The 24,073-nt window shown below is 22.3% G+C and carries 21 protein-coding genes, 3 tRNA genes and 1 rRNA gene; 10 read left to right on the top strand and 15 right to left on the bottom strand.

Going from position 1 to position 24,073, the window contains the following annotated elements; genetic code table 11:
• Positions 1-34: 34 nt before the first annotated feature.
• From BTSPAZIEG_RS00920 to sppA, 3 genes are all read left to right on the top strand, one after another.
• Positions 35-808 carry a YciC family protein gene (locus tag BTSPAZIEG_RS00920; RefSeq protein ID WP_075472565.1) on the top strand — a complete coding sequence of 258 codons (774 nt, stop codon included), beginning with the start codon at positions 35-37 and terminating at the stop codon, positions 806-808.
• A 126-nt stretch (positions 809-934) separates the two neighbouring features.
• Complete coding sequence (yciA, locus tag BTSPAZIEG_RS00915; RefSeq protein ID WP_075472563.1) at positions 935-1,351, top strand: acyl-CoA thioester hydrolase YciA; 417 nt, start codon at positions 935-937, stop codon at positions 1,349-1,351.
• A gap of 98 nt (positions 1,352-1,449) precedes the next feature.
• Positions 1,450-3,321, top strand: coding sequence for a signal peptide peptidase SppA (sppA, locus tag BTSPAZIEG_RS00910; protein WP_075472561.1), 1,872 nt, complete (start codon positions 1,450-1,452; stop codon positions 3,319-3,321).
• A gap of 177 nt (positions 3,322-3,498) precedes the next feature.
• On the opposite strand, the gene lipA is transcribed toward sppA, so the two are convergent.
• The 6 genes from lipA to mnmA all read right to left on the bottom strand — a co-directional run bounded on the left by lipA (position 3,499) and on the right by mnmA (position 9,962).
• Positions 3,499-4,395 (bottom strand): lipoyl synthase, encoded by an 897-nt coding sequence (gene lipA, locus BTSPAZIEG_RS00905; protein ID WP_075472559.1) that lies wholly within the window; start codon positions 4,393-4,395, stop codon positions 3,499-3,501.
• An 81-nt stretch (positions 4,396-4,476) separates the two neighbouring features.
• Positions 4,477-5,109: a lipoyl(octanoyl) transferase LipB gene (lipB, locus tag BTSPAZIEG_RS00900; protein ID WP_075472557.1), complete on the bottom strand. Its 633-nt coding sequence runs from the start codon at positions 5,107-5,109 to the stop codon at positions 4,477-4,479.
• 53 nt (positions 5,110-5,162) lie between these two features.
• A complete protein-coding gene (locus tag BTSPAZIEG_RS00895; RefSeq protein ID WP_075472555.1) occupies positions 5,163-5,810 on the bottom strand; it encodes a MarC family protein in 648 nt (215 codons plus the stop codon).
• Positions 5,811-5,866: 56 nt separating this feature from the next.
• Positions 5,867-7,816: an exoribonuclease II gene (locus BTSPAZIEG_RS00890; protein ID WP_075472553.1), complete on the bottom strand. Its 1,950-nt coding sequence runs from the start codon at positions 7,814-7,816 to the stop codon at positions 5,867-5,869.
• Positions 7,817-7,987: 171 nt separating this feature from the next.
• A complete protein-coding gene (locus BTSPAZIEG_RS00885; RefSeq protein WP_075472551.1) occupies positions 7,988-8,770 on the bottom strand; it encodes an enoyl-ACP reductase FabI in 783 nt (260 codons plus the stop codon).
• Positions 8,771-8,864: 94 nt separating this feature from the next.
• Positions 8,865-9,962, bottom strand: coding sequence for a tRNA 2-thiouridine(34) synthase MnmA (gene mnmA / locus BTSPAZIEG_RS00880; RefSeq protein WP_075472549.1), 1,098 nt, complete (start codon positions 9,960-9,962; stop codon positions 8,865-8,867).
• 203 nt (positions 9,963-10,165) lie between these two features.
• Between mnmA and lepA the strand changes: the two genes are divergently transcribed.
• From lepA to acpS, 5 genes are all read left to right on the top strand, one after another.
• Positions 10,166-11,962: a translation elongation factor 4 gene (gene lepA, locus BTSPAZIEG_RS00875; RefSeq protein ID WP_075472547.1), complete on the top strand. Its 1,797-nt coding sequence runs from the start codon at positions 10,166-10,168 to the stop codon at positions 11,960-11,962.
• Positions 11,963-11,970: 8 nt separating this feature from the next.
• Complete coding sequence (gene lepB, locus BTSPAZIEG_RS00870) at positions 11,971-12,852, top strand: signal peptidase I (protein WP_075472545.1); 882 nt, start codon at positions 11,971-11,973, stop codon at positions 12,850-12,852.
• Between the two features lie 95 nt (positions 12,853-12,947).
• The gene (gene rnc / locus BTSPAZIEG_RS00865; protein WP_075472543.1) at positions 12,948-13,628 is read left to right on the top strand and encodes a ribonuclease III; all 681 of its coding nucleotides are present in this window, start codon (positions 12,948-12,950) and stop codon (positions 13,626-13,628) included.
• Between the two features lie 5 nt (positions 13,629-13,633).
• The gene (gene era / locus BTSPAZIEG_RS00860) at positions 13,634-14,476 is read left to right on the top strand and encodes a GTPase Era (protein WP_075472541.1); all 843 of its coding nucleotides are present in this window, start codon (positions 13,634-13,636) and stop codon (positions 14,474-14,476) included.
• A gap of 18 nt (positions 14,477-14,494) precedes the next feature.
• Entirely contained in the window at positions 14,495-14,875 is a 381-nt protein-coding gene (acpS, locus tag BTSPAZIEG_RS00855; RefSeq protein ID WP_075472539.1) for a holo-ACP synthase, read from the top strand.
• On the opposite strand, the gene tadA is transcribed toward acpS, so the two are convergent.
• The 5 genes from tadA to dnaQ form a co-directional block, all read right to left on the bottom strand.
• The gene (tadA, locus tag BTSPAZIEG_RS00850; protein ID WP_075472537.1) at positions 14,872-15,354 is read right to left on the bottom strand and encodes a tRNA adenosine(34) deaminase TadA; all 483 of its coding nucleotides are present in this window, start codon (positions 15,352-15,354) and stop codon (positions 14,872-14,874) included. The two genes, acpS and tadA, sit on opposite strands and share 4 nt — an antisense overlap.
• A 15-nt stretch (positions 15,355-15,369) precedes the next feature.
• Positions 15,370-15,849 carry an SsrA-binding protein SmpB gene (smpB, locus tag BTSPAZIEG_RS00845; protein WP_075472535.1) on the bottom strand — a complete coding sequence of 160 codons (480 nt, stop codon included), beginning with the start codon at positions 15,847-15,849 and terminating at the stop codon, positions 15,370-15,372.
• A gap of 61 nt (positions 15,850-15,910) precedes the next feature.
• Positions 15,911-16,486 carry a nucleotide exchange factor GrpE gene (locus BTSPAZIEG_RS00840; RefSeq protein WP_075472533.1) on the bottom strand — a complete coding sequence of 192 codons (576 nt, stop codon included), beginning with the start codon at positions 16,484-16,486 and terminating at the stop codon, positions 15,911-15,913.
• A 69-nt stretch (positions 16,487-16,555) separates the two neighbouring features.
• Positions 16,556-16,629 (bottom strand) — tRNA-Asp (locus tag BTSPAZIEG_RS00835).
• A gap of 62 nt (positions 16,630-16,691) precedes the next feature.
• Positions 16,692-17,411: a DNA polymerase III subunit epsilon gene (gene dnaQ, locus BTSPAZIEG_RS00830; RefSeq protein WP_082252439.1), complete on the bottom strand. Its 720-nt coding sequence runs from the start codon at positions 17,409-17,411 to the stop codon at positions 16,692-16,694.
• 30 nt (positions 17,412-17,441) lie between these two features.
• Here dnaQ and rnhA point away from each other — a divergent pair, with 30 nt between their 5' ends.
• Positions 17,442-17,912, top strand: coding sequence for a ribonuclease HI (gene rnhA / locus BTSPAZIEG_RS00825; protein ID WP_075472531.1), 471 nt, complete (start codon positions 17,442-17,444; stop codon positions 17,910-17,912).
• A 15-nt stretch (positions 17,913-17,927) separates the two neighbouring features.
• Here the strand turns inward: rnhA and BTSPAZIEG_RS00820 are convergent.
• From BTSPAZIEG_RS00820 to BTSPAZIEG_RS00810, 3 genes are all read right to left on the bottom strand, one after another.
• Positions 17,928-18,000, bottom strand: a tRNA-Ala gene (locus BTSPAZIEG_RS00820).
• Positions 18,001-18,014: 14 nt separating this feature from the next.
• Positions 18,015-18,091: transfer RNA gene (locus BTSPAZIEG_RS00815), tRNA-Ile, on the bottom strand.
• A gap of 56 nt (positions 18,092-18,147) precedes the next feature.
• Positions 18,148-19,702 (bottom strand): 16S ribosomal RNA (locus BTSPAZIEG_RS00810).
• A gap of 514 nt (positions 19,703-20,216) precedes the next feature.
• Between BTSPAZIEG_RS00810 and argS the strand changes: the two genes are divergently transcribed.
• On the top strand, positions 20,217-21,932 hold the full coding sequence (argS, locus tag BTSPAZIEG_RS00805; protein ID WP_075472529.1) for an arginine--tRNA ligase: 1,716 nt from the start codon (positions 20,217-20,219) through the stop codon (positions 21,930-21,932).
• Between the two features lie 43 nt (positions 21,933-21,975).
• Here argS and flhA read toward each other — a convergent pair whose 3' ends face one another.
• Positions 21,976-24,063 (bottom strand): flagellar biosynthesis protein FlhA, encoded by a 2,088-nt coding sequence (gene flhA / locus BTSPAZIEG_RS00800; RefSeq protein ID WP_075472526.1) that lies wholly within the window; start codon positions 24,061-24,063, stop codon positions 21,976-21,978.
• Between the last annotated feature and the right edge of the window lie 10 nt (positions 24,064-24,073).

Genomic DNA, 24,073 nt, shown 5'->3' with positions numbered 1-24,073 from the left:
ATTATTTTTAGAATTTTGTATAAAGGAAAATAATATGTGTTTTTTTAAAAAAAAAATTGTACATGAAACTATTCATTTTTTAAATTGCAATTTTTTAAATTTATTTATTATTTCAACATTGTGCGCTTTATTTACGATTGCTACACATTATTTATTAGAACCTACTGCATATGATTTATCACATATTTATGGGACAAATTTTTTTGATACTTTCACTGTATTTAAAACAACTTCACATTTAACTATAAATCAACAAAAAATTTTATTTAATTTATCTTTTATTAAAATTTCTACTTTAATTTTAGGCAATACAATTTTATGTTCTTCTATTATGTCTATTTTACAAAATCCAAATTTAAATAAAATTTATAATGTTCCAAAAATTTTAAAAAAATCTCTATTTTTTATGCCAAAACTATTTTCACTATTTTTTATAACTGCGAGTATTGTAGAAGTAGGATTTATTTTTTTTACATTAACTGGAGTTATATTATGTATACTATTATTTATTTCTCCAATCATATTTTTAATCGATCAATCAGGAGTTTTCAACGCTATTAAAAAAAGTTTCAAAATTTCATGGAAAAATATTACAAAAATTTTTTTTCCTATTTTTGTATGGTTATTATGCAAATTATCTTTAATCATTTTTTTTGCAATTTTTCATTTTTTTTCTACTTTTGTAACTTTTTTTCTTTTACAAGTAATTTTAAATAATTTAACTATAATAATATATATTTATTTTTTTTATTTTTATATTTTCTTAAAACAAGAAAAATACAAAAAAAAATTTTCTTCAGAATTATAAATTTTATAATTAAAATTTTTTTATAATTAATATAAAAAATTTAAAAAAAATAATAATATTAATTATTTAATTTATCGTATGTTTAAAAAAATTTCATATATATTTTAATAAAATAAGAAATCATTTATGTATTTTAACAAAAATTTAAAAATATTTTCAATTAAAAATTTAGTATTACGAACAATAGCAATGCCTTTACATATAAATGCTAATGGAGATATTTTTGGTGGATGGATTATGTCTCAAATGGATTTAGCTGGCGCTATATTGGCAAAAGAAATTTCTTCTGGAAAAGTTTCTACTGTACAAGTAAACAATATGAATTTTTTAAAACCTATTTCAAGTGGAGATTTAATAACTTGTTATGCAAAATGTATTAATATTGGAAACTCCTCATTAACAATTGATGTAGAACTTTGGATTAAAAAATTAACTCCTTTTTTATTCGGAACATCTTATCGTACAACTTATGCTACTTTTATTTATGTTGCAATCGATCAAAATGGAAAAAAAAGAATTATACCAAATATGACAATATTATAAAAAATATTTCATTATTTTAATATTTTTATAAATATTTATGTTTTTAACAAATAGAAAAAATTTAAAAAATAATATTTTAATAGGAAAATAAAGACCTCATGCAATTTTATTCTTTTATAATGCAAATTTTAAAATTTATATATTATTTTATTAATAAATTACGACATATGTTTATAAATTTTACATTTATTATAATTTTTAGTATTATAATTATGTTTTTATATACTATTTTTCCTTCTAATTTAAGTGAAATAACAACATCAATTAACAATCCATCAGCTTTAATTATAAATTTAAATAATAATTTAGAAGATAATTATACACCCATTAAAAAAAATAAAAATAAAATAATTAATTTTTTCGAACGATATTTTTGTTTTCCTTCATCTTCTAATTCTGTGTATGAAATAGCACAAAAAATTAAACAAGCTCAAAATGATAATAAAATCACGGGAATTATTTTAAATTTTAATAAAAATTTTTTTAGTAATAGAACTACATTAGAATATTTAGGAAAAAAATTAAAAAATTTTAAAAAATCTGGAAAACCTATTTTTTCTGTTAGCCATTTTTATAATCAAAATCAATATTATTTAGCTAGTTTTGGTAATGAAATATTACTTTTTCCTCATGGTTCTGTGATTTTTGAAGGAATGTCAATAAAAAAATTTTATTTTAAAAAATTTTTACAATTATTAAAAATTCATACACATATTTTTAAAATTGGACGATATAAAACAGCAGTTGAAATATTTAAAAGAAATCAACCTTCAAAACTAAGTAAAAAAATTGATTATTTTTGGTTAAATTTTCTTTGGAAAAAATTTTTATTAACTATTTCCAGAAATAGAAAAATTTCTCAATTTACATTATGGAATTCTACTTTAAAATATTTAAAACAATTAAAAAAATATGGAAATTTAACAAAAATAGCAAAAAAAAATAATTTAATTGATCATGTTTATTCTGAAGAAAATTTAAAAAAAAAATTTATAAAAATTTTTGGAAAAAACAAAAATACACAAAATTATAATTTTATTACTTTAGAAAATTATCAAATTTTTAATAAAAAAAATGATATACCACATAATAAAATAGCAATCATTTTTGCTTCTGGATCGATAGATAATAATTTTCAAAACAAAAATTGTATGAATATTTCAAAAATTATACAAAGAATCAGAGAAGTAAATAATAATCCACATATTAAAGCTGTTGTTTTACGTATTAATACTCCTGGAGGAAGTGCTTTTTTTTCAGAAATTTTAAGAAAAGAATTATTAAATTTTCAAAAAAATAAAAAACCTTTGATTATTTCTATGGGAGATATTGCAGCTTCAGGTGGATATTGGATGTCTACAGCAGGAAATTATTTAATTGCAAATTCAACGACTTTAACTGGATCTATAGGTATTTTCTCTGTTGTTAATACTTTTGAAAAAATTTTAGAAAAATTTGGAATATTTCAATCTTGTTTAACAATAAAAAAACCATATACTACAAATATTTTTCAAAATTTAAATCATGAATCAAAAAATTTTCTTCAATATAGTATTGAAAAAGGATATTTAGATTTTATTAAATTAGTTTCTAAAGCTCGAAAAAAAACTTATTTACAAATACATAAAATTGCTCAAGGAAAAATTTGGACTGGTTTAATAGCTAAAAAAATAGGATTAATTGATAAAATTGGAGATTTTGATACTGCTGTAAGGAAAGCAGCAAAATTAGCAAATTTAAAAGATTATGAAATTGATTGGCCGACTTCTGAAAAAAATATATTAGAGATAATTTTTGAGAAATTTTTGAATACATTTTATACGTTTACTCATCAAATTTTTAATATTAAATTTCAAAAATTTATTCAAAATATTTCGTTTTTTTTAACCAATATTGTTCAATTGTTTAAAATGTGTATTACGCCACAAAAAAATTTAGCTTTATGTTTGACATGTAGTTCTATTCAATAAAAAACATTTTTAAAAATTTATTAAATACCAATAAAAATTTTATAATTTTTTATTGGTATTCAATTTTAAAAAAACTACAAAATATAATATAAAAATAAAAAATATTTTGTTTTTAAAAAATATTTTAATATTTTGAAAAATTGATAAATTTAATTAATTAAAAATATTAATATTACTTTAAATTATTAAATTCATATCTTGTTTTTGTAATTGAGCATGATAAGAAGATCGAACAAAAACACCACTAAAAACACTTGAAAATCCCATAGAAAGAGCAATTTTTTCTAGATTTTTAAATTTACTAGGAGTAATATATTTTTTCACAGGTAAATGATTAATACTAGGTTGTAAATATTGACCTATGGTTATCATAGAAACCCCTACTTTTCTTAAATCTTTTAATACTAAAATAACTTCATCAAAACGTTCTCCTAATCCTAACATCAAACCCGATTTAGTATGAATATGTGGAAATTTTTTATGAAAATTATATAATAGTTTTAATGATGATTTATAATGAGCTCCAGGACGTACTTCAGAATATAAACGTGGTACATTTTCTATATTATGATTAAAAATATTTGGTAAATTTTTTTTAAAACAATCCAAAACAGTCTTTAAAACTCCTCTAAAATCAGGAACTAAAATTTCAATAGTCACATTATTTTTTTTTCGAATTTCCTTGATACATTGGCAAAAATGTTTTATTCCTTTGTCTTTTAAATCATCTCTAGTGACAGAAGTAATAACTACATGTTTTAAATGTAATTTTGAAATAACATATGCTAATTTTTTGGGTTCTTTAAAATTTACTTTTTCAGCTCGCCCTTTAGAGACAGCGCAAAATGGACATTTCCTAGTACATACTGATCCTAAAATCATAAAAGTGGCAGTACCAGAATTAAAACATTCCGAAAGATTAGGACATTGTGCCTCTTCACAAACTGTATTTAATTGATTTTTTCTTAAAATTTTTTTTATGTTCTGAATATTATCGCAATTTATTGGAAAATTTATTTTTAACCATTCAGGTTTCTTTAATAATATTTTTTTTTTATATAGAATTTTTGACATAATCAATTTTTTTAATGTAATGAAAAATTTTTCAAACTATAAATTTAAAAATAATTTTTTAAAATATTTAAAAATATACCTTTAAATAGAAAGAGTTAAAAGGTCAACATTTGAAAAACTTTTTACAATATTTTTTAAAATCTCTTTTTTAACTGAATTTATTGTAACGTTTTTATTATAAAAATACATATCAACCATTTCTAAATTTTTTTTACCACAAACATTAATAAATGTAAAAGGAAACAAATCCATTTTTACATTTATAGAAAAACCATGCATTACGCATCCACGAGTAATGCGTAATCCAAAAGAACAAATTTTTTTATTTTGAACATATAATCCAGGAAATTTTTTTTTTTCAAAAGCTAAAATAGAAAAATACCTTAAAGTTTTTTTCATAATAAATAACATCTTTTGAATAAAATAAGATAATAATATTTTATTTTTTTTTAAATCAATAAGAAAATATATTATTAATTGTCCTGGACCATGATATGTCATTTTTCCTCCTCGATTTACTAAAAAAACAGGAATTTTCTGTATATATGGTACAAATTTACTTTTTTCTAAAAAACCACGTGTAAAAACTGGATAATGTTCTAAAATCCATATTTCATCTATGGTTTTAGAATGTCTAAACATTGTAAAATATTGCATAGAAAAATTGATACTATTCCAATCAGATAGACCAAAATCTCGAATAATAATAGACATATATTTAAAATTTTTTTAAAGAAAATTTTATATGTATTTTAAATACAAAATATTTAATAGTAAAAACTATCTTTTATTCCATTAATGAATAATTCTATACTTAAAGACAATAAAAAAATACCAATTAAACGTGACATGATAACTTTATTAATTTGACTCAAATTTGCGATAAAATGAAAAAACCATCTAAATAAAAACCAACAAAAAATACAAAATATTGCAAATGTAATCAAATTACCTAATATTTGATACCAACAAGAATTTTTTATACACCATAATATTATTGCACTGATCGATTTTGGGCCAAGAAACACAGGAGCAGATAATGGAATAAAAATAATATCAGTTCCAAAAAAAATATTTAAATTTTTTAAAAAAAAGGAATTATGTTGAGAAGAATCAAAAAAATTACAACTTAATAATGCTAATGCACTTAAAAAAAGTAAAATTCCATTAGCAATTTGAAAAGAAGAAATAGAAATACAAAAAATATCTAACATTTTATATCCCAACATAAAAAAAATAAATATAAATGACATAAGCAATATATTATTTTTAAAAGAAATAGAATTCTTTCCTTCATACATTTGAACATTAATAATACGCACAAAAATTAAAATTATCCCTATTGGAATTGCTAAAATACATAAATTCAAAAATAATTGAAAATAATTAGAAAAAATTATATATATATCTTTCATGAAATAATTCCTATAAAATTTTTAAAATGAAATAAAATATTTATAAAACTCAAAAATCATGCAATACAAGCAATAATTTTTTTAGTTTCAAATTTAATAGTAACAATATAAACCATAATTATATCAGATACACGATAATAAATTTTGTTACGTATATATACCATTCCTATGTCAGGATAAAAAACTAATTCTTTTTGAATGTTATGAATATAAAAAGATGGAATAAAAATAAAAGCTCCATTTTGAATTAATCTCGCCCGAATTCCATTACGTAAAATATCAATAATATTTGCTTGAAAAATTTTTTTTTTATGGTTATAAGATCTTAAAAAACGTATATACAACCAATCTTCTAAATCCCGATTTGCTAAACGAGTCCTTCTTTTTTGAAGAATAATATTATTAATAATTGATTCGGTAGGTTTGATAATATTTTTTTCACCTTTAATAATCGATTTTATTAATCGATGATTAATAAGATCGCTATATTTTCTAATTGGAGAAGTCCATGTTGCATAGACTGGAAAACCTAATGCATAATGTGGGCGAGGAGTAAGACTTATTTCTCCAAAATTTTGAAATCTATATAAACGATAATTTATATAATTATTAGAAATTTCTTTAATATGACGTCTTAATTTACAAAAACCTTCTAAAGTCATGATTTCTTGAGGATGATATTCTATTTGATATTCTTTTAAAAATTTACATACATTAATAGCATTAAAAATATCAAAACCAGAATGAATATTATATAAACCAAACCCTAACTTTTTACTTAAAAATGTCGCTGCACAAATATTTACAGCAATCATAGCTTCTTCAATCATACGATGAGCAATACGACGAGATTCTAAAGAAACATTTAATACTTCCCAACTTTCTGAAAAATGAAAACGAAACTCAGGTTTATCTGGAAAAATAAAAGCAAATTTATTGCGCCATAAATGGCGAATATCATAAATTTTTTTTAATAATATAATTTGCTTTTTAATATAATCGTTTTCTGGAATCCAAGTTCCTTTTTTTTCTAACCAATTTGAAACATTTTCATATGTTAGTTTACTTTTTGATTGTATCCAAGCTAAAAAAAAATTAATTTTTTTTGTAGAAATACTACCATCTATATTAATTACTACACTACAAACAATAGAGGGGCGAGTTAAAAATGGTTTTAAAGAACAAATATCTTCAGATAATTTCCTTGGTAACATAGGAATATTAAATCCAGGCAAATAATGTGTAAAACTACGTTTTTTTGCTATCTTATCTAATTTTGTATTTTTATAAACAAATTCTGTAGGATCGGCTATTGCTACCATTAAAAGAAATTTTTTTTCTGTAATTTCTTTAATAAAAATAGCATCATCAATATCTTTTGTGTATTGATTATCAATAGTAATAAAATTTAAATGCGTTAAATCTGTTCTGTTTTTTTCATTATGATATAAATTAAAATCATGTGTAATATGAACATTTGGTGAGCTCTTTTTTAAATTATGTCGAGCTAAAATAACATACCAAGGAGCTAAAGGATTAATTTTTTTTACAATAAATTTTAAAATAATTGCATAAAATCTATTTTTTTTTTGTAAAGGGTGCTCAGTTAATTCAGCCATAACCCAATCTCCATGTTCACAAACATGTTTTTTAATATCTTTAGAATTACATAATATTAAATTACGAACATATGGATAATGTGATTGAATAAATAAAAAATTATTTTTTTTCTGTATAGATCCTATAAATTTAGTTAAAAAAGGAACTACTAACTTTTCTGGATAAATAATTTCCCGATTTTTTTCAATTTTAATATACCCTTGTATACGATCACCATGCATAACATTTTTCATATATTTTGGAGGTATAAAGAATATTTTATTTACATTAGTTTCTAAAAATCCAAAATTTTTTTTAGTACTTTTTACAATACCTTCGATTTTAGGATATTTTAAAATCATTTTTTTTTTTAATTGAATTAATAATGGATTATTTTGAAAAGTCATAATATAACACAATCCTGTTAATAATATCGAATATTTAAAAATTTTATAATATTATAAAATTTTATAAAAAATTTTTATTAAAAATATATAAAATATGTAAAATATGTAAAATATGGAAAATTATATATATTAAAATATTTTTTTTAAAAAAACATTATTTTGTATATTAATTTATATTGTTTCAAACATTCCAAAAATATTAAATCCGGAATCTACATAAATTGTTTGACCTGTAATTCCTGATGACAAATCAGAACATAAAAAAGATGCAGTATTTCCTATTTCTTCTAAAGTCACCTTTCTTCGTAAAGGAGAAAATTTTGAAGAATATTTCATAATTTGATAAAAATTATGAATTTTTCTAGAAGATGAAGTAAGAATAGGACCTGATGATAAAACATTAATACGAATATTTTTTTTTCCTAATGAATATGCTAAATATTTAACATTAGATTCTAAAGAAGATTTAGCGGAATTTAACAAAACATACCCAGGAACATATTTTAAAGAACCAATAAAAGATAAAGTTAAAATAGAAGATTTTAAATTTAAAAATTTTTTAGCAGCTTTAATTATAGCCAATAAACTAAAAGAACTAATATCATGAGTAATTTGAAAATCTTTACGAGAAATGTTTTCTATATTAAATTCTTTTTTTTTTATATTAGTAGAAAAAACGACTGAATGAACAATACCATCAAAAAATGACCATACTTTAGATAAATTTTTAAATAAGTTTATAATACTAGTATCTAATTGTACATCACAAAAAAAGATTCTATTAGAATTCACTGTTTTTGCTAATTTTTGAATTTTTTTTTTATTTTTCTCTTGATGATAGGTAAAAGATAATTCTGCTCCATATTGATACATTTGTTTTGCAATACCCCAAGACAATGAAAATTTATTTGTCATACCAATAATTAAAATTTTTTTTCCTTTCAAAAAACTCATATCTTTTATATACCTTATGAAAAAATCTTATTAAAATATTTATATTTTTTTTAGAATAAATATTTTAATTAATATTTTTAAAAATAATATTTTTTTAACTGATATAAGGAATACAGTTTGTTATTATTCCTCCCCCTAAACAACAATTAATATTATATAATACTGCTGATTGACCTGGAGTAACAGAAAGTAACGGAATACGAAATATAATTTTTATATCTTTAGAATTTAAAAAAAAAATACGACACGAAATTGGAGAATATTGAGATCGAATTTGTACATGATAAAAAAAATGTTCTGAATATTTAAATTTATTAATCCATGATATTTTATGTATTATGCAACCCACAGATAATAAATAAGGATTACGCGATCCTTGTACAACTGTAATAGTATTTTTAATATGATTTTTTTTTACCACATACCAAGGAAATCCAGGAGTATTTTTTAAACCTCCTATTTTAAGACCTGTACGTTGCCCAATAGTATAATAATATATTCCTTCATGTATTCCTATAATTTTATTTGACATAGTAATAACATTCCCTTTTTTTACAAATAAATATTTTTTTAAAAAAAGAGTAAAATTATTTGGAGAAATAAAACAAATACCCATAGAATCTTTTTTATCAAATACAGATAATGAAATTTTATGAGCTATGCGTCGTATTTGAGATTTAAAAAATTTACCTACAGGAAATAAAATATTAGATAACTTTTCTTCTTTCAAAGTATATAAAAAATAACTTTGATCTTTTTTTAAATCTTCAGCTCGATATAAATAATATCTATTTTTTTTTTTAATTCGTTGCGCATAATGTCCAGTAGCAATATAATCTGCAGATAATATTTGAAAAGAAAAATTATAAAAATATTTAAATTTAATAATTTGATTGCACAAAATATCTGGATTTGGAGTGTGTCCATTTTTATATATTTTTAAAAATTTTAAAAAAACATATTTCCAATATTCATATGAAAAATTTATAACATGTAAAAATATTCCTAATTTTTGGCATACTTTTTTAGCATCTAACAAATCTTTTTTAGAAGAACAATATCCATTTTTATCATCTTCTTCCCAATTTTTCATAAACAAACCTTCAACATGATATCCTTTTTGTAACAATAACCAAGCAGAAACAGAAGAATCAACCCCACCCGACATTGCAACAATAACTTTTTTTCTCATATTTCTATATTCTCAAAATATTCAATTATAAAAAAATCTTTTAAAATATTGAAAAAATTATTATAATTAAATAAACTATTTTTTTTCAATATATTATAATATCTATAATATAAAATTTTTTTTAAAAAAAAATAATATTTATTTTTTTTAAAAAATAAAATAAATTATAATAATTATTTTATCATAATGGAAAAAAATATAACATGAAAAATATACGAAATTTTTCTATTATTGCACATATCGATCATGGAAAAACTACCTTATCAGATCGTCTTATACAAAAATGTAATGGTTTAACAAAAAGAGAAATGTTTAATCAAGTCTTAGATTCTATGGATTTAGAAAGAGAACGTGGTATTACCATTAAAGCTCAAAGTGTTACTTTAAAATACATAGATAAAAATAAAAAAATTTTTTTCTTAAATTTTATTGATACTCCAGGACATGTTAATTTCTCTCATGAAGTTTTTCGCTCATTGTCAGCTTGTGAAGGAGTCTTATTAGTAATAGATACGACTCAAGGAATTGAAGCTCAAACTATTGCGCATTGTAATTATGCTCAAAAATTAAATTTAACAATTTTACCAGTATTAAACAAAATTGATTTACCTAATTCTAATCCAAAAAAAGTTTTAGAAGATATAAAAAATATTATTAAAATTCCTATTCAAGATGCTGTTCAATGTTCAGCAAAAACTGGTCAAGGGATATCTGAATTATTAAAAAAAATTGTTCAAATTATTCCTCAACCTTCTGGAAATGTTCAAAATTCTTTACAAGCTTTAATTATAGATTCTTGGTTTGATAAATATTTTGGAATTGTTTCATTAATAAGAATTAAAAATGGTTCTTTAAAGAAAAAAGATAAAATTTTAATTATTAGAACAAAAAAAATATATATTATAGAAAATTTAGGTATTTTTACTCCGAAACGCATGCCAAAAGACAAATTATATAATGGAGAAGTTGGATGGATAATTTTTGGAAGCAAAAAAATAGATACTACTTTAGTTGGAGAAACTATTACTTCTTATAAAAATCCTTCAAATACTTTATTACCAAAATTTAAAAAAATAAAACCAAAAATTTATGCTGGTTTATTTCCTTTCGAACCAAAAAAATATATACTTTTTCGAGATGCATTAAATAAATTAAAATTAAATGATATTTCACTTTTTACAGAACCTGACAATTCTAAAATTTTAGGATTTGGATTTCGATGTGGTTTTTTAGGATTATTACATATGGAAATTGTTCAATCACGTTTAGAACGAGAATATAATATAAAAGTTATTTCTACTGCTCCAACAGTAATTTATGAAATATTATTAAAAAATAATCAAATTTTATTATTAGATAATCCATCAAAATTTCCTAAATTAGATACTATTAAAGAAATTCGAGAACCTTTAGCTATTTGTCATATTTTAACGCCAATAAAATACGTCGGTGAAATTATAAAAATTTGTATACAAAAACGAGGTACACAACAAAAAATTATTTATCATGACACTTGTGTTTCAATGTCATATATTATTCCTTTATCAGAAATTATTTTAGATTTTTTTGATCAATTAAAAACGATATCAAGTGGATATGCTTCTTTAGAATATAAATTTAAAAAATTTAAGAAAAGTGATTTAGTAAAAATTGATATTTTAATTAATCATATAAAAATTGATTCATTATCTATGATACAACACAAAAAAAATGCACTAAAAAATTCTAAGAAAATTATTGAAGTTATAAAAAAAATTATGCCACGACATCAATTTAATATACCTATTCAAGCTTCTATTTCAAATACAATTATTGCTCGTACTACAATAAAACAATTACGAAAAAATGTTATAGAAAAATGTTATGGTGGCGATATTAGTAGAAAAAAAAAATTATTGAAACAACAAAAAAAAGGTAAAAAAAAAATGAAACAAATAGGAAATGTAAATATTCCTCAAGAAGTTTTTTTTTCTATATTTCAAATGAACAAAAATAAATAGGATAAAAAATGCGTACAATATTTACAATAATTATAAATATTTTTCTTATAAATACAATATTTTTTTGGTTTTTAAATTATATTATAATACCATTATTTAAAAAAAAACGATTTTTTATTTTTAAAAAAAAAAAAATATTATTTTTTTTAAAAAATATACAAAATATTTTTACAATTAATCCATTTTTAATATTTTTATGTATTATGCGTCTTTTTTTTTATGAATTTTTTTTAGTGCCTTCTTCTTCCATGACTCCTACATTAATTCCAGGAGATATTATTTATGTAGAAAAATTTAAATATAATCTTAAAAATCCTTTTACAGAAAATATTTTAATAAATTTTCATGATCCACAACGAAATGATATTATTGTTTTTAAATATCCACATAATGAAAATAAAATATATATTAAACGTATTATTGGAATTCCGCATGATATCATACAATATGATCCTTATACTAAAAAAATAAATATTTTTTCTAATAATTTTAAAAAAAAAATGCAATTAAAAACATGTTTTTTTTCTAAAAAAAAAATTTTAAAAAAAAATAATTATAAAAAAACTTATTCTATATATTCTAAACATTTTATATATGAAAAAATTCAAAACATTATAAAAAAAATTATTATTACATCAGGATTAAAAATTCCTTTGTATATTTATCCAAAATTTGATCAAAATAAAAAAATAACATGGAAAATTCCAAAAAATCAATATTTTGTTTTAGGAGATAATCGCGACAATAGTTATGATAGCCGTTTTTGGGGTTTTGTTCCAAAAAAAAATATTTTAGGACGTGCGAGAAAAATCTTTTTTAATTGTTATTTTCAAAAAAATTTTCATAATTTGCAATATTTTTATCAAAGAATATATAAAAAAATTCAATGACATTAAACTTTAAAAAATTATAAAAAATATTAATTATATTCAAACAACATCATTTTTTGATGTATTACTTTTTTAATTGTTTAGATTGGTGCTTTATGAATACTATGATTCTCGATACATTACAAAAATTTTTAGGTTATTATTTTATAAACAAAAATTTACTTCATCATGCTTTAACACATAGGAGTGCAAGTATTCAGCATAATGAAAGATTAGAATTTTTAGGAGATTCTATTTTAAGTTTTATCATTGCAAAAGCTTTATATAATTATTTTCCTAATATTAATGAAGGAGGAATGAGTAGAATACGTGCTACTTTAGTTAAAGGGAATACTTTAGCAGAGATAGCTAGCGAATTTTCTTTAGGAGGATTTTTACAATTAGGTCAAGGAGAAAAAAAAAGTGGTGGGTTTAGAAGAGAATCCATTCTAGCAAATACAATGGAAGCAATTATTGCTAGTATTTTTTTAGATAGTAATATTAATATTACAGAAAAAATAGTTTTAAAATGGTACCGTAAACGTTTTAAAAAAATTAGTCCTTATAGTATTCAAAAAGATCCAAAAACAAAATTACAAGAATATTTACAATCTAAACATTTACCATTACCTTTATATTATATTAGCCATGTATATGGTGAAGCACATAATCAAATTTTTACTATTTCTTGCGAAGTTAAAGGATTAAAAAATCCATTAATAGGTATTGGAGTAAGCCGTAGAAAAGCTGAACAAAATGCGGCTCAACATGCATTAAGCAAACTTGAGATAGAATAAAAAACATGAAAAATACTTATTGCGGTGTTATAACTTTAATTGGTCGTACTAATGTGGGTAAATCAACATTATTTAATAAATTAATTAATAATAAAATTTCTATTACATCTCATAAAATCAATACAACACAAAAAAAAATTATTGGAATTATTACAAAAAATGTATATCAATATATTTTTATTGATTCTCCAGGATTATTTAAAAAAAAAAAAAATATTTTAAATAAAAAAATCATTAATTTTATGATACAAAAATCAGATTTTATTCTTTTAATTATTACTGCTTTACAATGGACTAATTTAGAAAAAAAATTACTACAATGGATTAAAAATTCAAAAGTTCCATATGTATTAATTATTAATAAAATAGACTTAATACAAAAAAAAAATTTTTTATTACCATTTTTAAAAAATATATCAAAACATTTTAAAAAAATTGAAATTATGTTATTATCAGCTAAAAAAGATATACAATTTAAAAAATTAATGTCTTTAATACAAAAAAAAATACCACAAAAAAAACATAAATATTTGTCACATGAAAAAACTAATTGTACCAAAAAATTTTTAAGTTCAGAAATTATTAGAAAAACATTATTAAAATTTTTTCATCAAGAAATTCCATATATGATAAAAATATATATTCCAATATTTTTTATTAATTCTAAAAATGAATATATCATTGAAAGTATTCTTCAAATACCACATTTGAGATATAAAAAAATATTAATAGGGAAAAAAGGAGAAAAAATTAAAAATTTTTGTATAAAGTCTCAAAAAAATATAGAAAAATTATTTAAAAAAAAAACACATTTAAAATTAAAAATTATTTTAAAAAAAAATATTTAACTATAAAAAAGAAAAATAATGTCTATTTTTGGAATTGGTATAGATACAATAGAAATTAAAAGATTTAAAGAACTATTACATAAATATTCTCTGAAAATTCCTTTAAAAATTTTATCTACATTAGAATTAAAAGAATTTATGAAAAAAAAAAAAAAATCATCTTTTTTAGCGAAACGATTTACTGCCAAAGAAGCTTGTATGAAAGCTTTAGGTATTGGTTTCACATATCCTAATATTTTAAAAAATTTAGAAATTTTTAACAATCGAAAAGGAAAACCAAAAATTAGAATTTTAAAAAAAAAAATACATAAAATTTTTCAAAAGAAAACATATAAAATACATCTCAGTATTACAGATACAAAAAAATATGCTCAATCTATTGTTTTATTAGAATATTAACATATTTTTTTTCTTTTTCTTTTAAAAAACATTTTTAATAACATTGAGCATTCATATAATAATACACCAGAAATAATTTCTTTTATATGATGCTTTTTTTTATTTTTTATAAATAAAAAAAAATTTGTCAATTTGTCTATTTTAATACTATATGAACCATATATGACACGTGTAATACGCGCATGGAAAATTGCAGCAGAACACATTAAACAAGGTTCATGTGTTACATATAAAGACGTATTTAATAAACGATAATTATTTAAAAATTGACCTGCAGTTCTAATAGCTAAAATTTCTGCATGCGCACTAATATCATTTTTTTTAATACATGAATTCCAACCATGTCCTATTATTTTTTGTTTATGTATTAGTACTGCACCAATCGGAACTTCACCTTTTTTTTCTCCTTTTTTAGCTAATAATATCGCATGTCGCATCCATTTTTCTTCATTTGATAAACCATAAATCTTATTTTTCATAAAAAAATTAAAAAATTATATTTTTTTTAAAAAAGAATGTTTTTGTAACATAAATTTTTCTAACTTCCAAGATTCTTTTTTTTTATGTAATCTTTTATCATATAATTTTTTACCTTTTGCGATACTAATTAATAATTTACAAATAGAATTTTTCCAAAATAATTTTAATGGAACAATAGTATATCCTAATATAGAAGTAAATTTTAATAAATTTTTTATTTCTTTTTTATGTAATAATAATTTTCTTTCACGATATGGATTACAACTTGAATAAAAAAAAACGGTTTTTAAAGGTTGAAAATCAGAATTTATCAAAAAAGCTTCATTATTTTTAATAGATATATATCCATTAGAAATGTTAATACGACCCATTCTAATAGATTTTACTTCCCATCCTTTTAAAGATAATCCTGCTATTATTTCTTTAAATAAATGAAATTTAAATTTCGCTTTTTTATTTAAAAAACTTTTTTTACAATTTTTTTTATTTTTCATAAAAAAATATTCTCGAAATAAAAAAATAATATTAAATAAAAAAAATTATTTTAAAAAAAAATTAATTATTTTTTTTTAAAATTTTATTTTGAGATACGGAAACTAATGCAGGTCGCAATAATTTAATATTTAATAAATATCCTTTTTGTATGATATGTGAAACATAATTATCAGGATACTTACCAGAAAAATCTAATGACATCGCTTGATGAATAGATGGATTAAAAGGAATATTATTTTGATTAATTTCTACAACTTTATATTCTTTAAAAAAAGATATAAATTGTTTATAAATTTTTTCTAAATTTATTTTAAAACTTTTACTTTGAATTTCTGAAGTTTCTAATACGTTTAATGAAGATTCTAAACAATCCAATATAGGCAAAATTTCTAAAAATTTTTTTTCTAAATAAAAACTATAAACTTTACTGATATTTTTTTGCATCATTTGATTAAAATTTAACAATTTTGAATCATATTCTATTTTTTTTTCCAAAAATTTTTTTTTATATTGATTTAATGTTTTTAAAATATTTTTATATTCTGGAGACTCTAAAAAATTTTTAGAATCTTGATTTTGAGTTATAAGTTTAGATGTTTTTTTTTCATTAATATTTTCAGAATCGTCTAAATTCATATTTTTATTCCTTTTTAAAAATATATTTTAAAAAAAATAAAAAAATTTTTTTAAAATAATTAAACTTTTCGGTGCGGACGGGATTTGAACCCGTGACCTCCGGCGTGACAGGCCGATATTCTAACCAACTGAACTACCGCACCATCTTTAAATAATAAATATTTTATAATTATTTATAAAATACGTCAAGAAATATTATAACGTTTTACCAAATTTTTTTTTTTGAAATATTACATATATTTTTTAAATATTTTACATGATCATTTGTTTCTTTTTGAGTTGCATATATAATATGAGAAATAATTTTATTTTCTAAGTTATAATCATATGTAATATTATATGATGTGTTTTTTTGAGGAGAAAAAAAAATACTTTCTTGTTTACTAGTCATAGATAAATAAACTTTTGATAATAATTGTGCATCTAATAAAGCACCATGTAATATACGATTTTTAGAATTAATATGATATCGTTGACATAAAGCATCTAAAGTATTTTTTTTTCCAGGAAATAGTTTCCGCGCCAAAATTAAAGTATCAACAATTTTACAAATTTTATTTAATTTTGGAATTTGAGAAGAAATTAAACTAAATTCATAATTTAAAAAACTAATATCGAAAATAGCATTATGTACAATAACAGTAGAATTTTTTAAAAAATTTAGAATTTTTTGAGATACTTCATAAAAAAAAGGTTTTTTGGATAAAAATTGATTTGAAATACCATGAATTTTATATGCTTCTGGATCAATTAAACGACCAGGTTTTAAATAAAAATGAATTTTTTTTCCAGTTAATTTACGATTAATCATTTCAATAGCACCAATTTCAATAATTTTATGATTAATACATAAATTTCCTGTTTTATTCATACCGGTCGTTTCAGTATCTAAAAAAATTTTTCGATTTATTGAACAAAAATTCATATTTAATTTCACCTTAAATAAAATGATTATATGAAAAAAAAAATACAAATGTTTACAGACGGGTCATGTTTAAAAAATCCTGGTTCAGGTGGTTTTTGTGTAATTATAAAATATTTTACATATCAAAAAATCATTAGTAAAGGATTTTATTTAACAACTAATAATAGAATGGAATTAATGGCAGCTATTTATGGATTTAAAGCATTAAAAGAAAAATGTAATGTGACAATTACTACAGATAGTCAATATTTAAGAAAAGGAATATTATTTTGGTATAAAAATTGGGAAAAAAACAATTGGAAAAAAAAGAATAAAAATAAAATAAAAAATAAAGATTTATGGATTTTATTACATAATTTATTAAATTCACATAAAATTAAATGGATATGGACAAAAGGACATATAAAAAATACTATACAAAATTTATGTGACATTATTGCTAGAAAAGAAGCAAAAAATCCAAAATATTATGATAAAAAATATCAATTTAAAAAAAAATAATTTTTTAAAATTATTTGGAGCTAAGCGGGATTGAACCGCTGACCTCCTGCGTGCAAGGCAGGCGCTCTCCCAGCTGAGCTATAGCCCCTAATTAAAAACAATTGGTAGGCCTGAGTGGACTTGAACCACCGACCTCACCCTTATCAGGGGTGTGCTCTAACCAGCTGAGCTACAAGCCTTTATAAATAATCAAAAAAATTTTATGAATATATCTATAATCAAATATTAATAATTTTAAGGAGGTGATCCAACCGCAGGTTCCCCTACGGTTACCTTGTTACGACTTCACCCCAGTCATGAATCACAAAGTGGTAAGCTCCTTCCAAAAAAACTGGTTAAGATACCTGCTTCTTTTGCAACCCACTCCCATGGTGTGACGGGCGGTGTGTACAAGGCCCGGGAACGTATTCACCGTGGCATTCTGATCCACGATTACTAGCGATTCCGACTTCGTGGAGTCGAGTTGCAGACTCCAGTCCGAACTACGATACACTTTATGAGGTTTGCTTATCTTCGCAGAGTTGCTTCTCTTTGTATGTACCATTGTAGCACGTGTGTAGCCCTGGTCGTAAGGGCCATGATGACTTGACGTCGTCCCCACCTTCCTCCGGTTTATAACCGGCAGTCTCCCCTGAGTTCCCGGCCGAACCGATGGCAACAAAGGATAAGGGTTGCGCTCGTTGCGGGACTTAACCCAACATTTCACAACACGAGCTGACGACAGCCATGCAGCACCTGTCTCATAATTCCCGAAGGCACTTCTATATTTCTATAAAATTTTATGGATGTCAAGACCAGGTAAGGTTTTTCGCGTTGCATCGAATTAAACCACATGCTCCACCGCTTGTGCGGGCCCCCGTCAATTCATTTGAGTTTTAGCCTTGCGGCCGTACTCCCCAGGCGGTCGACTTAACGCGTTAGCTACGGAAGTCACTTCTCTAAGGAAACAACCTCCAAGTCGACATCGTTTACAGCATGGACTACCAGGGTATCTAATCCTGTTTGCTCCCCACGCTTTCGCACCTCAGCGTCAGTTTTCGTCCAGGAGGCCGCTTTCGCCACTGGTATTCCTCCAGATATCTACGCATTTCACCGCTACACCTAGAATTCTACCTCCCTCTACGAAACTCTAGTATTTCAGTTTCAAATGCAGTTCCTAGGTTAAGCCCAGGGATTTCACATCTGACTTAAAATACCGCCTACGAGCTCTTTACGCCCAGTAATTCTGATTAACGCTAGCACCCTCCGTATTACCGCGGCTGCTGGCACGGAGTTAGCCGGTGCTTCTTCTGTAGGTAACGTCACTAATTAAAAGTATTAATTTTAATTCATTCTTCCCTACTGAAAGTACTTTACAACCCGAAGGCCTTCTTCATACACGCGGCATAGCTGCATCAGGCTTTCGCCCATTGTGCAATATTCCCCACTGCTGCCTCCCGTAAGAGTCTGGACCGTGTCTCAGTTCCAGTGTGGCTGGTCATCCTCTCAGACCAGCTAGAGATCGTAGCCATGGTAAGCTATTACCTTACCATCTAGCTAATCTCGTCTGGGTTCATCTAAATGCATGAGGCTTTTTAAAAAAAGTCCCCCACTTTGGTTCGTAAACTTTATGCGGTATTAGCCACCGTTTCCAATGGTTATCCCCCTCATTTAGGTAGATCCCCAGATATTACTCACCCGTTCGCCGCTCGCCGTCAAAATTAAAAAACAATTTCACGATGCCGCACGACTTGCATGTGTTAGGCTTGCCGCCAGCGTTCAATCTGAGCCATGATCAAACTCTTCAATTGTATAACAAACTTCAAAAACATTAATTGTTAATTAATAATTAGTGTTCTTTTTAAAGCTATTTGAATATTTGATTATTCTATATTCACTCAAATTTTTTGATTATTTTTTAAAGAACATTTTGTTTACAGAATCTATAATATATCTTTTCTAAAAAAAGTCAACATGTTTTTAAAATAAAATTTAAATATATAAAATTTTTATTATTATAAATAAATATAACAATTCATAATTCAAAAAATTTAAAAATTTCAAATATATTTTTTATTTAAATATAATGTTTCTTTTATTTTTCAAAATATTAAAAATATTTTCAATAATATATTGGATAAAAAAATATTAATAGTTTTAATAAAAATTCTTTTACATTAAAAAAATCAATATATAATATAATTATATTATATTTAAATTAAAATTTTAAATATAATTTTTTAATTATTTAAGTTTTTTCAACATACAGAATCAATTATAATTTAATATTATTATTTATTTAAATATTCGGAAAAAAATAATTATATGACTCTTTTAAAAAATTTACAAAAAAATATATACAAAATTTGTATTGAATTAGGAGCTCCAAAAAATTTTCAACCTAATATTCAAAAATATTTCAAAAAAAAAAAATTTGATTATCAAATCAATGGAATTATTAAATTATCTAAAATTTTAAATATTAATACTTATACATTAGCAAAAAAAGTATCAGAAAAAATGAATAAAAATTTTTTTTATCAATCAATTCAAATTACAGATACTGGTTTTATTAATTTTACTATAAAAAATGCTTGGATTTGTTTAAAAATTAATAATATGTTTAATAAAAAAAAAATAAATAATAATAAACCTTCTAAAAAAATTATTATTGTAGATTATTCTTCACCTAATATTGCAAAAGAAATGCATGTAGGTCATTTAAGATCTACTGTTTTAGGTGACGTTACAACTAACATTTTAAAATTTTTAGGTTATCATGTTATTCAAATTAATCATATTGGAGATTGTGGAGCTCAAATAGGGATGTTATTAGCTTATATAAAAAAATATTCTATTAAAAATTTTCAAAATGTTGAAAAATTGTACCAAAAATCTCAAAAAAAAATTCAGTCTAATAAAAAATTTTATAAAATATCTCAATATTGTACTCTTCAATTACAAAATAAAAATCCAAAATATATAAAAATCTGGAAAAAATTAAGAGAAATTACAATTAAAAAAAATCAAAAAATTTATCAAAAACTAAAAATTAAATTAAAAATTCAAAATATTGTTGGAGAAAGTTTTTATCATCCTCTAATACCAAATATGCTTACAGATTTAAAAAAAAAAAAAATAATTTTTAAAAAAAATGGTAATTTAGTTTCTATTATTCCTACTTTAAAAAATCGTGTTGGAAAAAAAATGGGAGTAATTTTACAAAAAAAAGATGGATCTTATTTATATGCTACTACTGACATAGCATGTTTAAAATATCGAAGTCAAATTTTAAAAGCTAACAAAATTATTTATTATACTGATGTCAGACAAACTCAACATTTTAAAAATATTCAAAATATTGCAAAACGTGCAGGTTATTTATCATCTTTTTTACATATAGAGCATCATACTTTTGGAATGATATTATCAAAAAATAATACTCCATTTAAAACTCGAGAAGGACATACAATTAAATTAAAACATTTAATTACAGAAGCAATAAAAAAAACAAAAAAAATACTTCAAAAAAGAAATCAGAATTGGTCTGTACAAAATATTGATAAAACAGCTGAAAAAATAGGTATAGGTGCATTAAAATATTTTGAATTATCAAAAAATAGAAAAAAAAATTATGTTTTTGATTGGAAACAAATGTTAACATTAACAGGAAATACTTCTTTATATATTCAATATGCTTATACACGTATTCTTTCTATTTTAAAAAAAAATAAAAATATAAAATGGAATAAAAATCATGAAATTACTATTAATAATATTTATGAAAAAAATATTTCAATTAAATTATTACAATTTTTTGATATTATTTTAGATATAAAAAAACATGGAACTCCACATTTATTATGTAATTATTTATTTAAATTATCAGAAATTTTTTCTAATTTTTATGAAAATTGTTCAATTATTTCAGAAAATGATATAAACATTAAAATTAGTCGTATAAAACTAATTATTTTAACAGCAAAAATAATAAAAACTGGATTAAAATTGTTAGGAATATCTACTGTTAAAATAATGTAATTTTATAAATTTTATTTCTACTTAAAAGAAATATATGATAAATTTAACGAATAAAAACTGTAATAATAACATTTCTTTCTTCAGAAATTTCAAAAAAAGATAACACTATAAGTTCTGGAATACTTTTAAAAAAAATACGCGCCAAAAAAAAACGTAAAGAATGATTAACTAGTAAAATTATTGGATTTTTATTTTTTTTTTGTATTTCAATAGCTATTTTAGTATTTTTAATTAAATTTTCAGCTAATTTAGGATCAAGAATATAATTATTTTTTTCAATGTTATTTAATAATAACGTTTCTAATTCAAAATTTAATCCTAATACTTTAATATCTCCAGAATTAAAAAAATATTTTTGAGTTATTGATTTTCGTAATGCAATTCTTACCATACCAGTTAATATTTCTAAATCTTTTTTAATAGTTGGAGTAAATTCCAATAAGGTTTCTAAAATAGTACGAATATCTCTAATTGAAATCTTTTCTTTTAAGAGATTTTGTAAAATTTTTTGTAAATCAAAAACAGATAATTTAGATGGAATTAAGGATTCTACTAATTTCGGTGTACTTTGAGATATATAATCCAATAATTCTTGAGTTTCTTGGAATCCAAAAATTTCATGAAAATAATTTTTTATTATATTATGAAAATGAGTTATAATTACCATAGAATTTTTAACTATTAAAAAATTTTTAGAAATTGCTTTTTGTTCCAATTCTTTTTTAATCCAAAAAGCAGGTAAATTAAAAACTGGATCATAAATTTTTTTTCCTGTTAAAACGCCTTTTGCAGAACCATTATCGATTGCTAATAACTTATTTAAATATACTTTTCCTCTTGCAATTTCTATACCTTTAACTAAAATTCTATATTGGTTTAATAACAGTTCATGATTAATTAATACATGTATTATAGAAGGTAAAAAACCAATTTCTTGAGCAAAATTTTTTCTAATTTTATTTAAATGTAATAATAAACCATCTGCATCTGAAGTTTGAGTTAAAGATATTAAATCATGACTTAACTCTATAACCATTAATTCTTCAAAAGATACATCTTTCCAAGACAAAGTAATATTATGTTCATTTTGTGTAAACATATCTTTTTTTTTTTTATCAAAATTTTTAAGATTTAATTCTTTTTTATAAATTCTCCATGATAATATACATAATCCAAAAGTAAATAATAAAAAAACTAAATGAGGCATTCCAGGTATTAACCCTAAGATTCCTATTACTAATCCACTTAATAAAATTACTTTTGGAACGTTAAAAAGTTGTTGTAAAATTTGATCTCCAACATTATTTTGATCAGAATTTATACGAGTAACAATAATAGCGGAAGCAGTAGAAATAATTAAAGATGGTATTTGAGCTACTAAACCATCTCCAATAGTTAATAAGCAATATATTTGAGAAGCTTCCGAAAAAGTCATATTATGCTGCCAAATACCTACAAATAAACCCCCTAACAAATTAACAAACATAATAATTATTCCTGCTATTGCATCACCACGTACAAATTTACTTGCTCCATCCATAGATCCATAAAAATCAGCTTCTTTTTCAATTTTTAATCTTCTTTTTTTTGCTTCTGTAGATTGTATTAAACCAGCATTCAAATCAGAATCAATTGCCATTTGTTTTCCTGGCATTGCATCTAATGTAAAACGTGCTCCTACTTCAGAAATTCTACTTACCCCCTTTGTTATCACAATAAAATTAATAATAACTAAAATAATAAATATAACAATACCAATAATAAAATTACCACCTACTAAAAAATTACCAAAAGACTCAATTACATATCCTGCCGAAACAGAACCTAAATGTCCTTTCAAAAGAATAATACGTGTAGACGCTATATTCAAAGATAAACGTAATAAAGTTGAAAATAATAAAATTATTGGAAAAGAAGAAAATTCTAACGTATGTTGCATTAACATAGTAGAAATTAAAATCATAATTGACAAAGTAATATTAAAAGTAAACAAAATATCTAATAAAAAAGGTGATAAAGGTACAATTAACATAGTTAATAAAACTAATATTAAACATGGTATTAACAAAGATTTAATAATAATTTTTTCTTTTTTTTTTAAAAAAAATAAAAAAAAATTTATAAATTTCATTCTTTTAAAT

This window comes from Buchnera aphidicola (Tuberolachnus salignus) (genome assembly GCF_900016785.1).
Classification (GTDB): domain Bacteria; phylum Pseudomonadota; class Gammaproteobacteria; order Enterobacterales; family Enterobacteriaceae; genus Buchnera_F; species Buchnera_F aphidicola_M.
The sequence above is the reverse complement of the archived record's forward strand: the minus strand, read 5'-3'. Positions and strand labels throughout refer to the sequence as shown.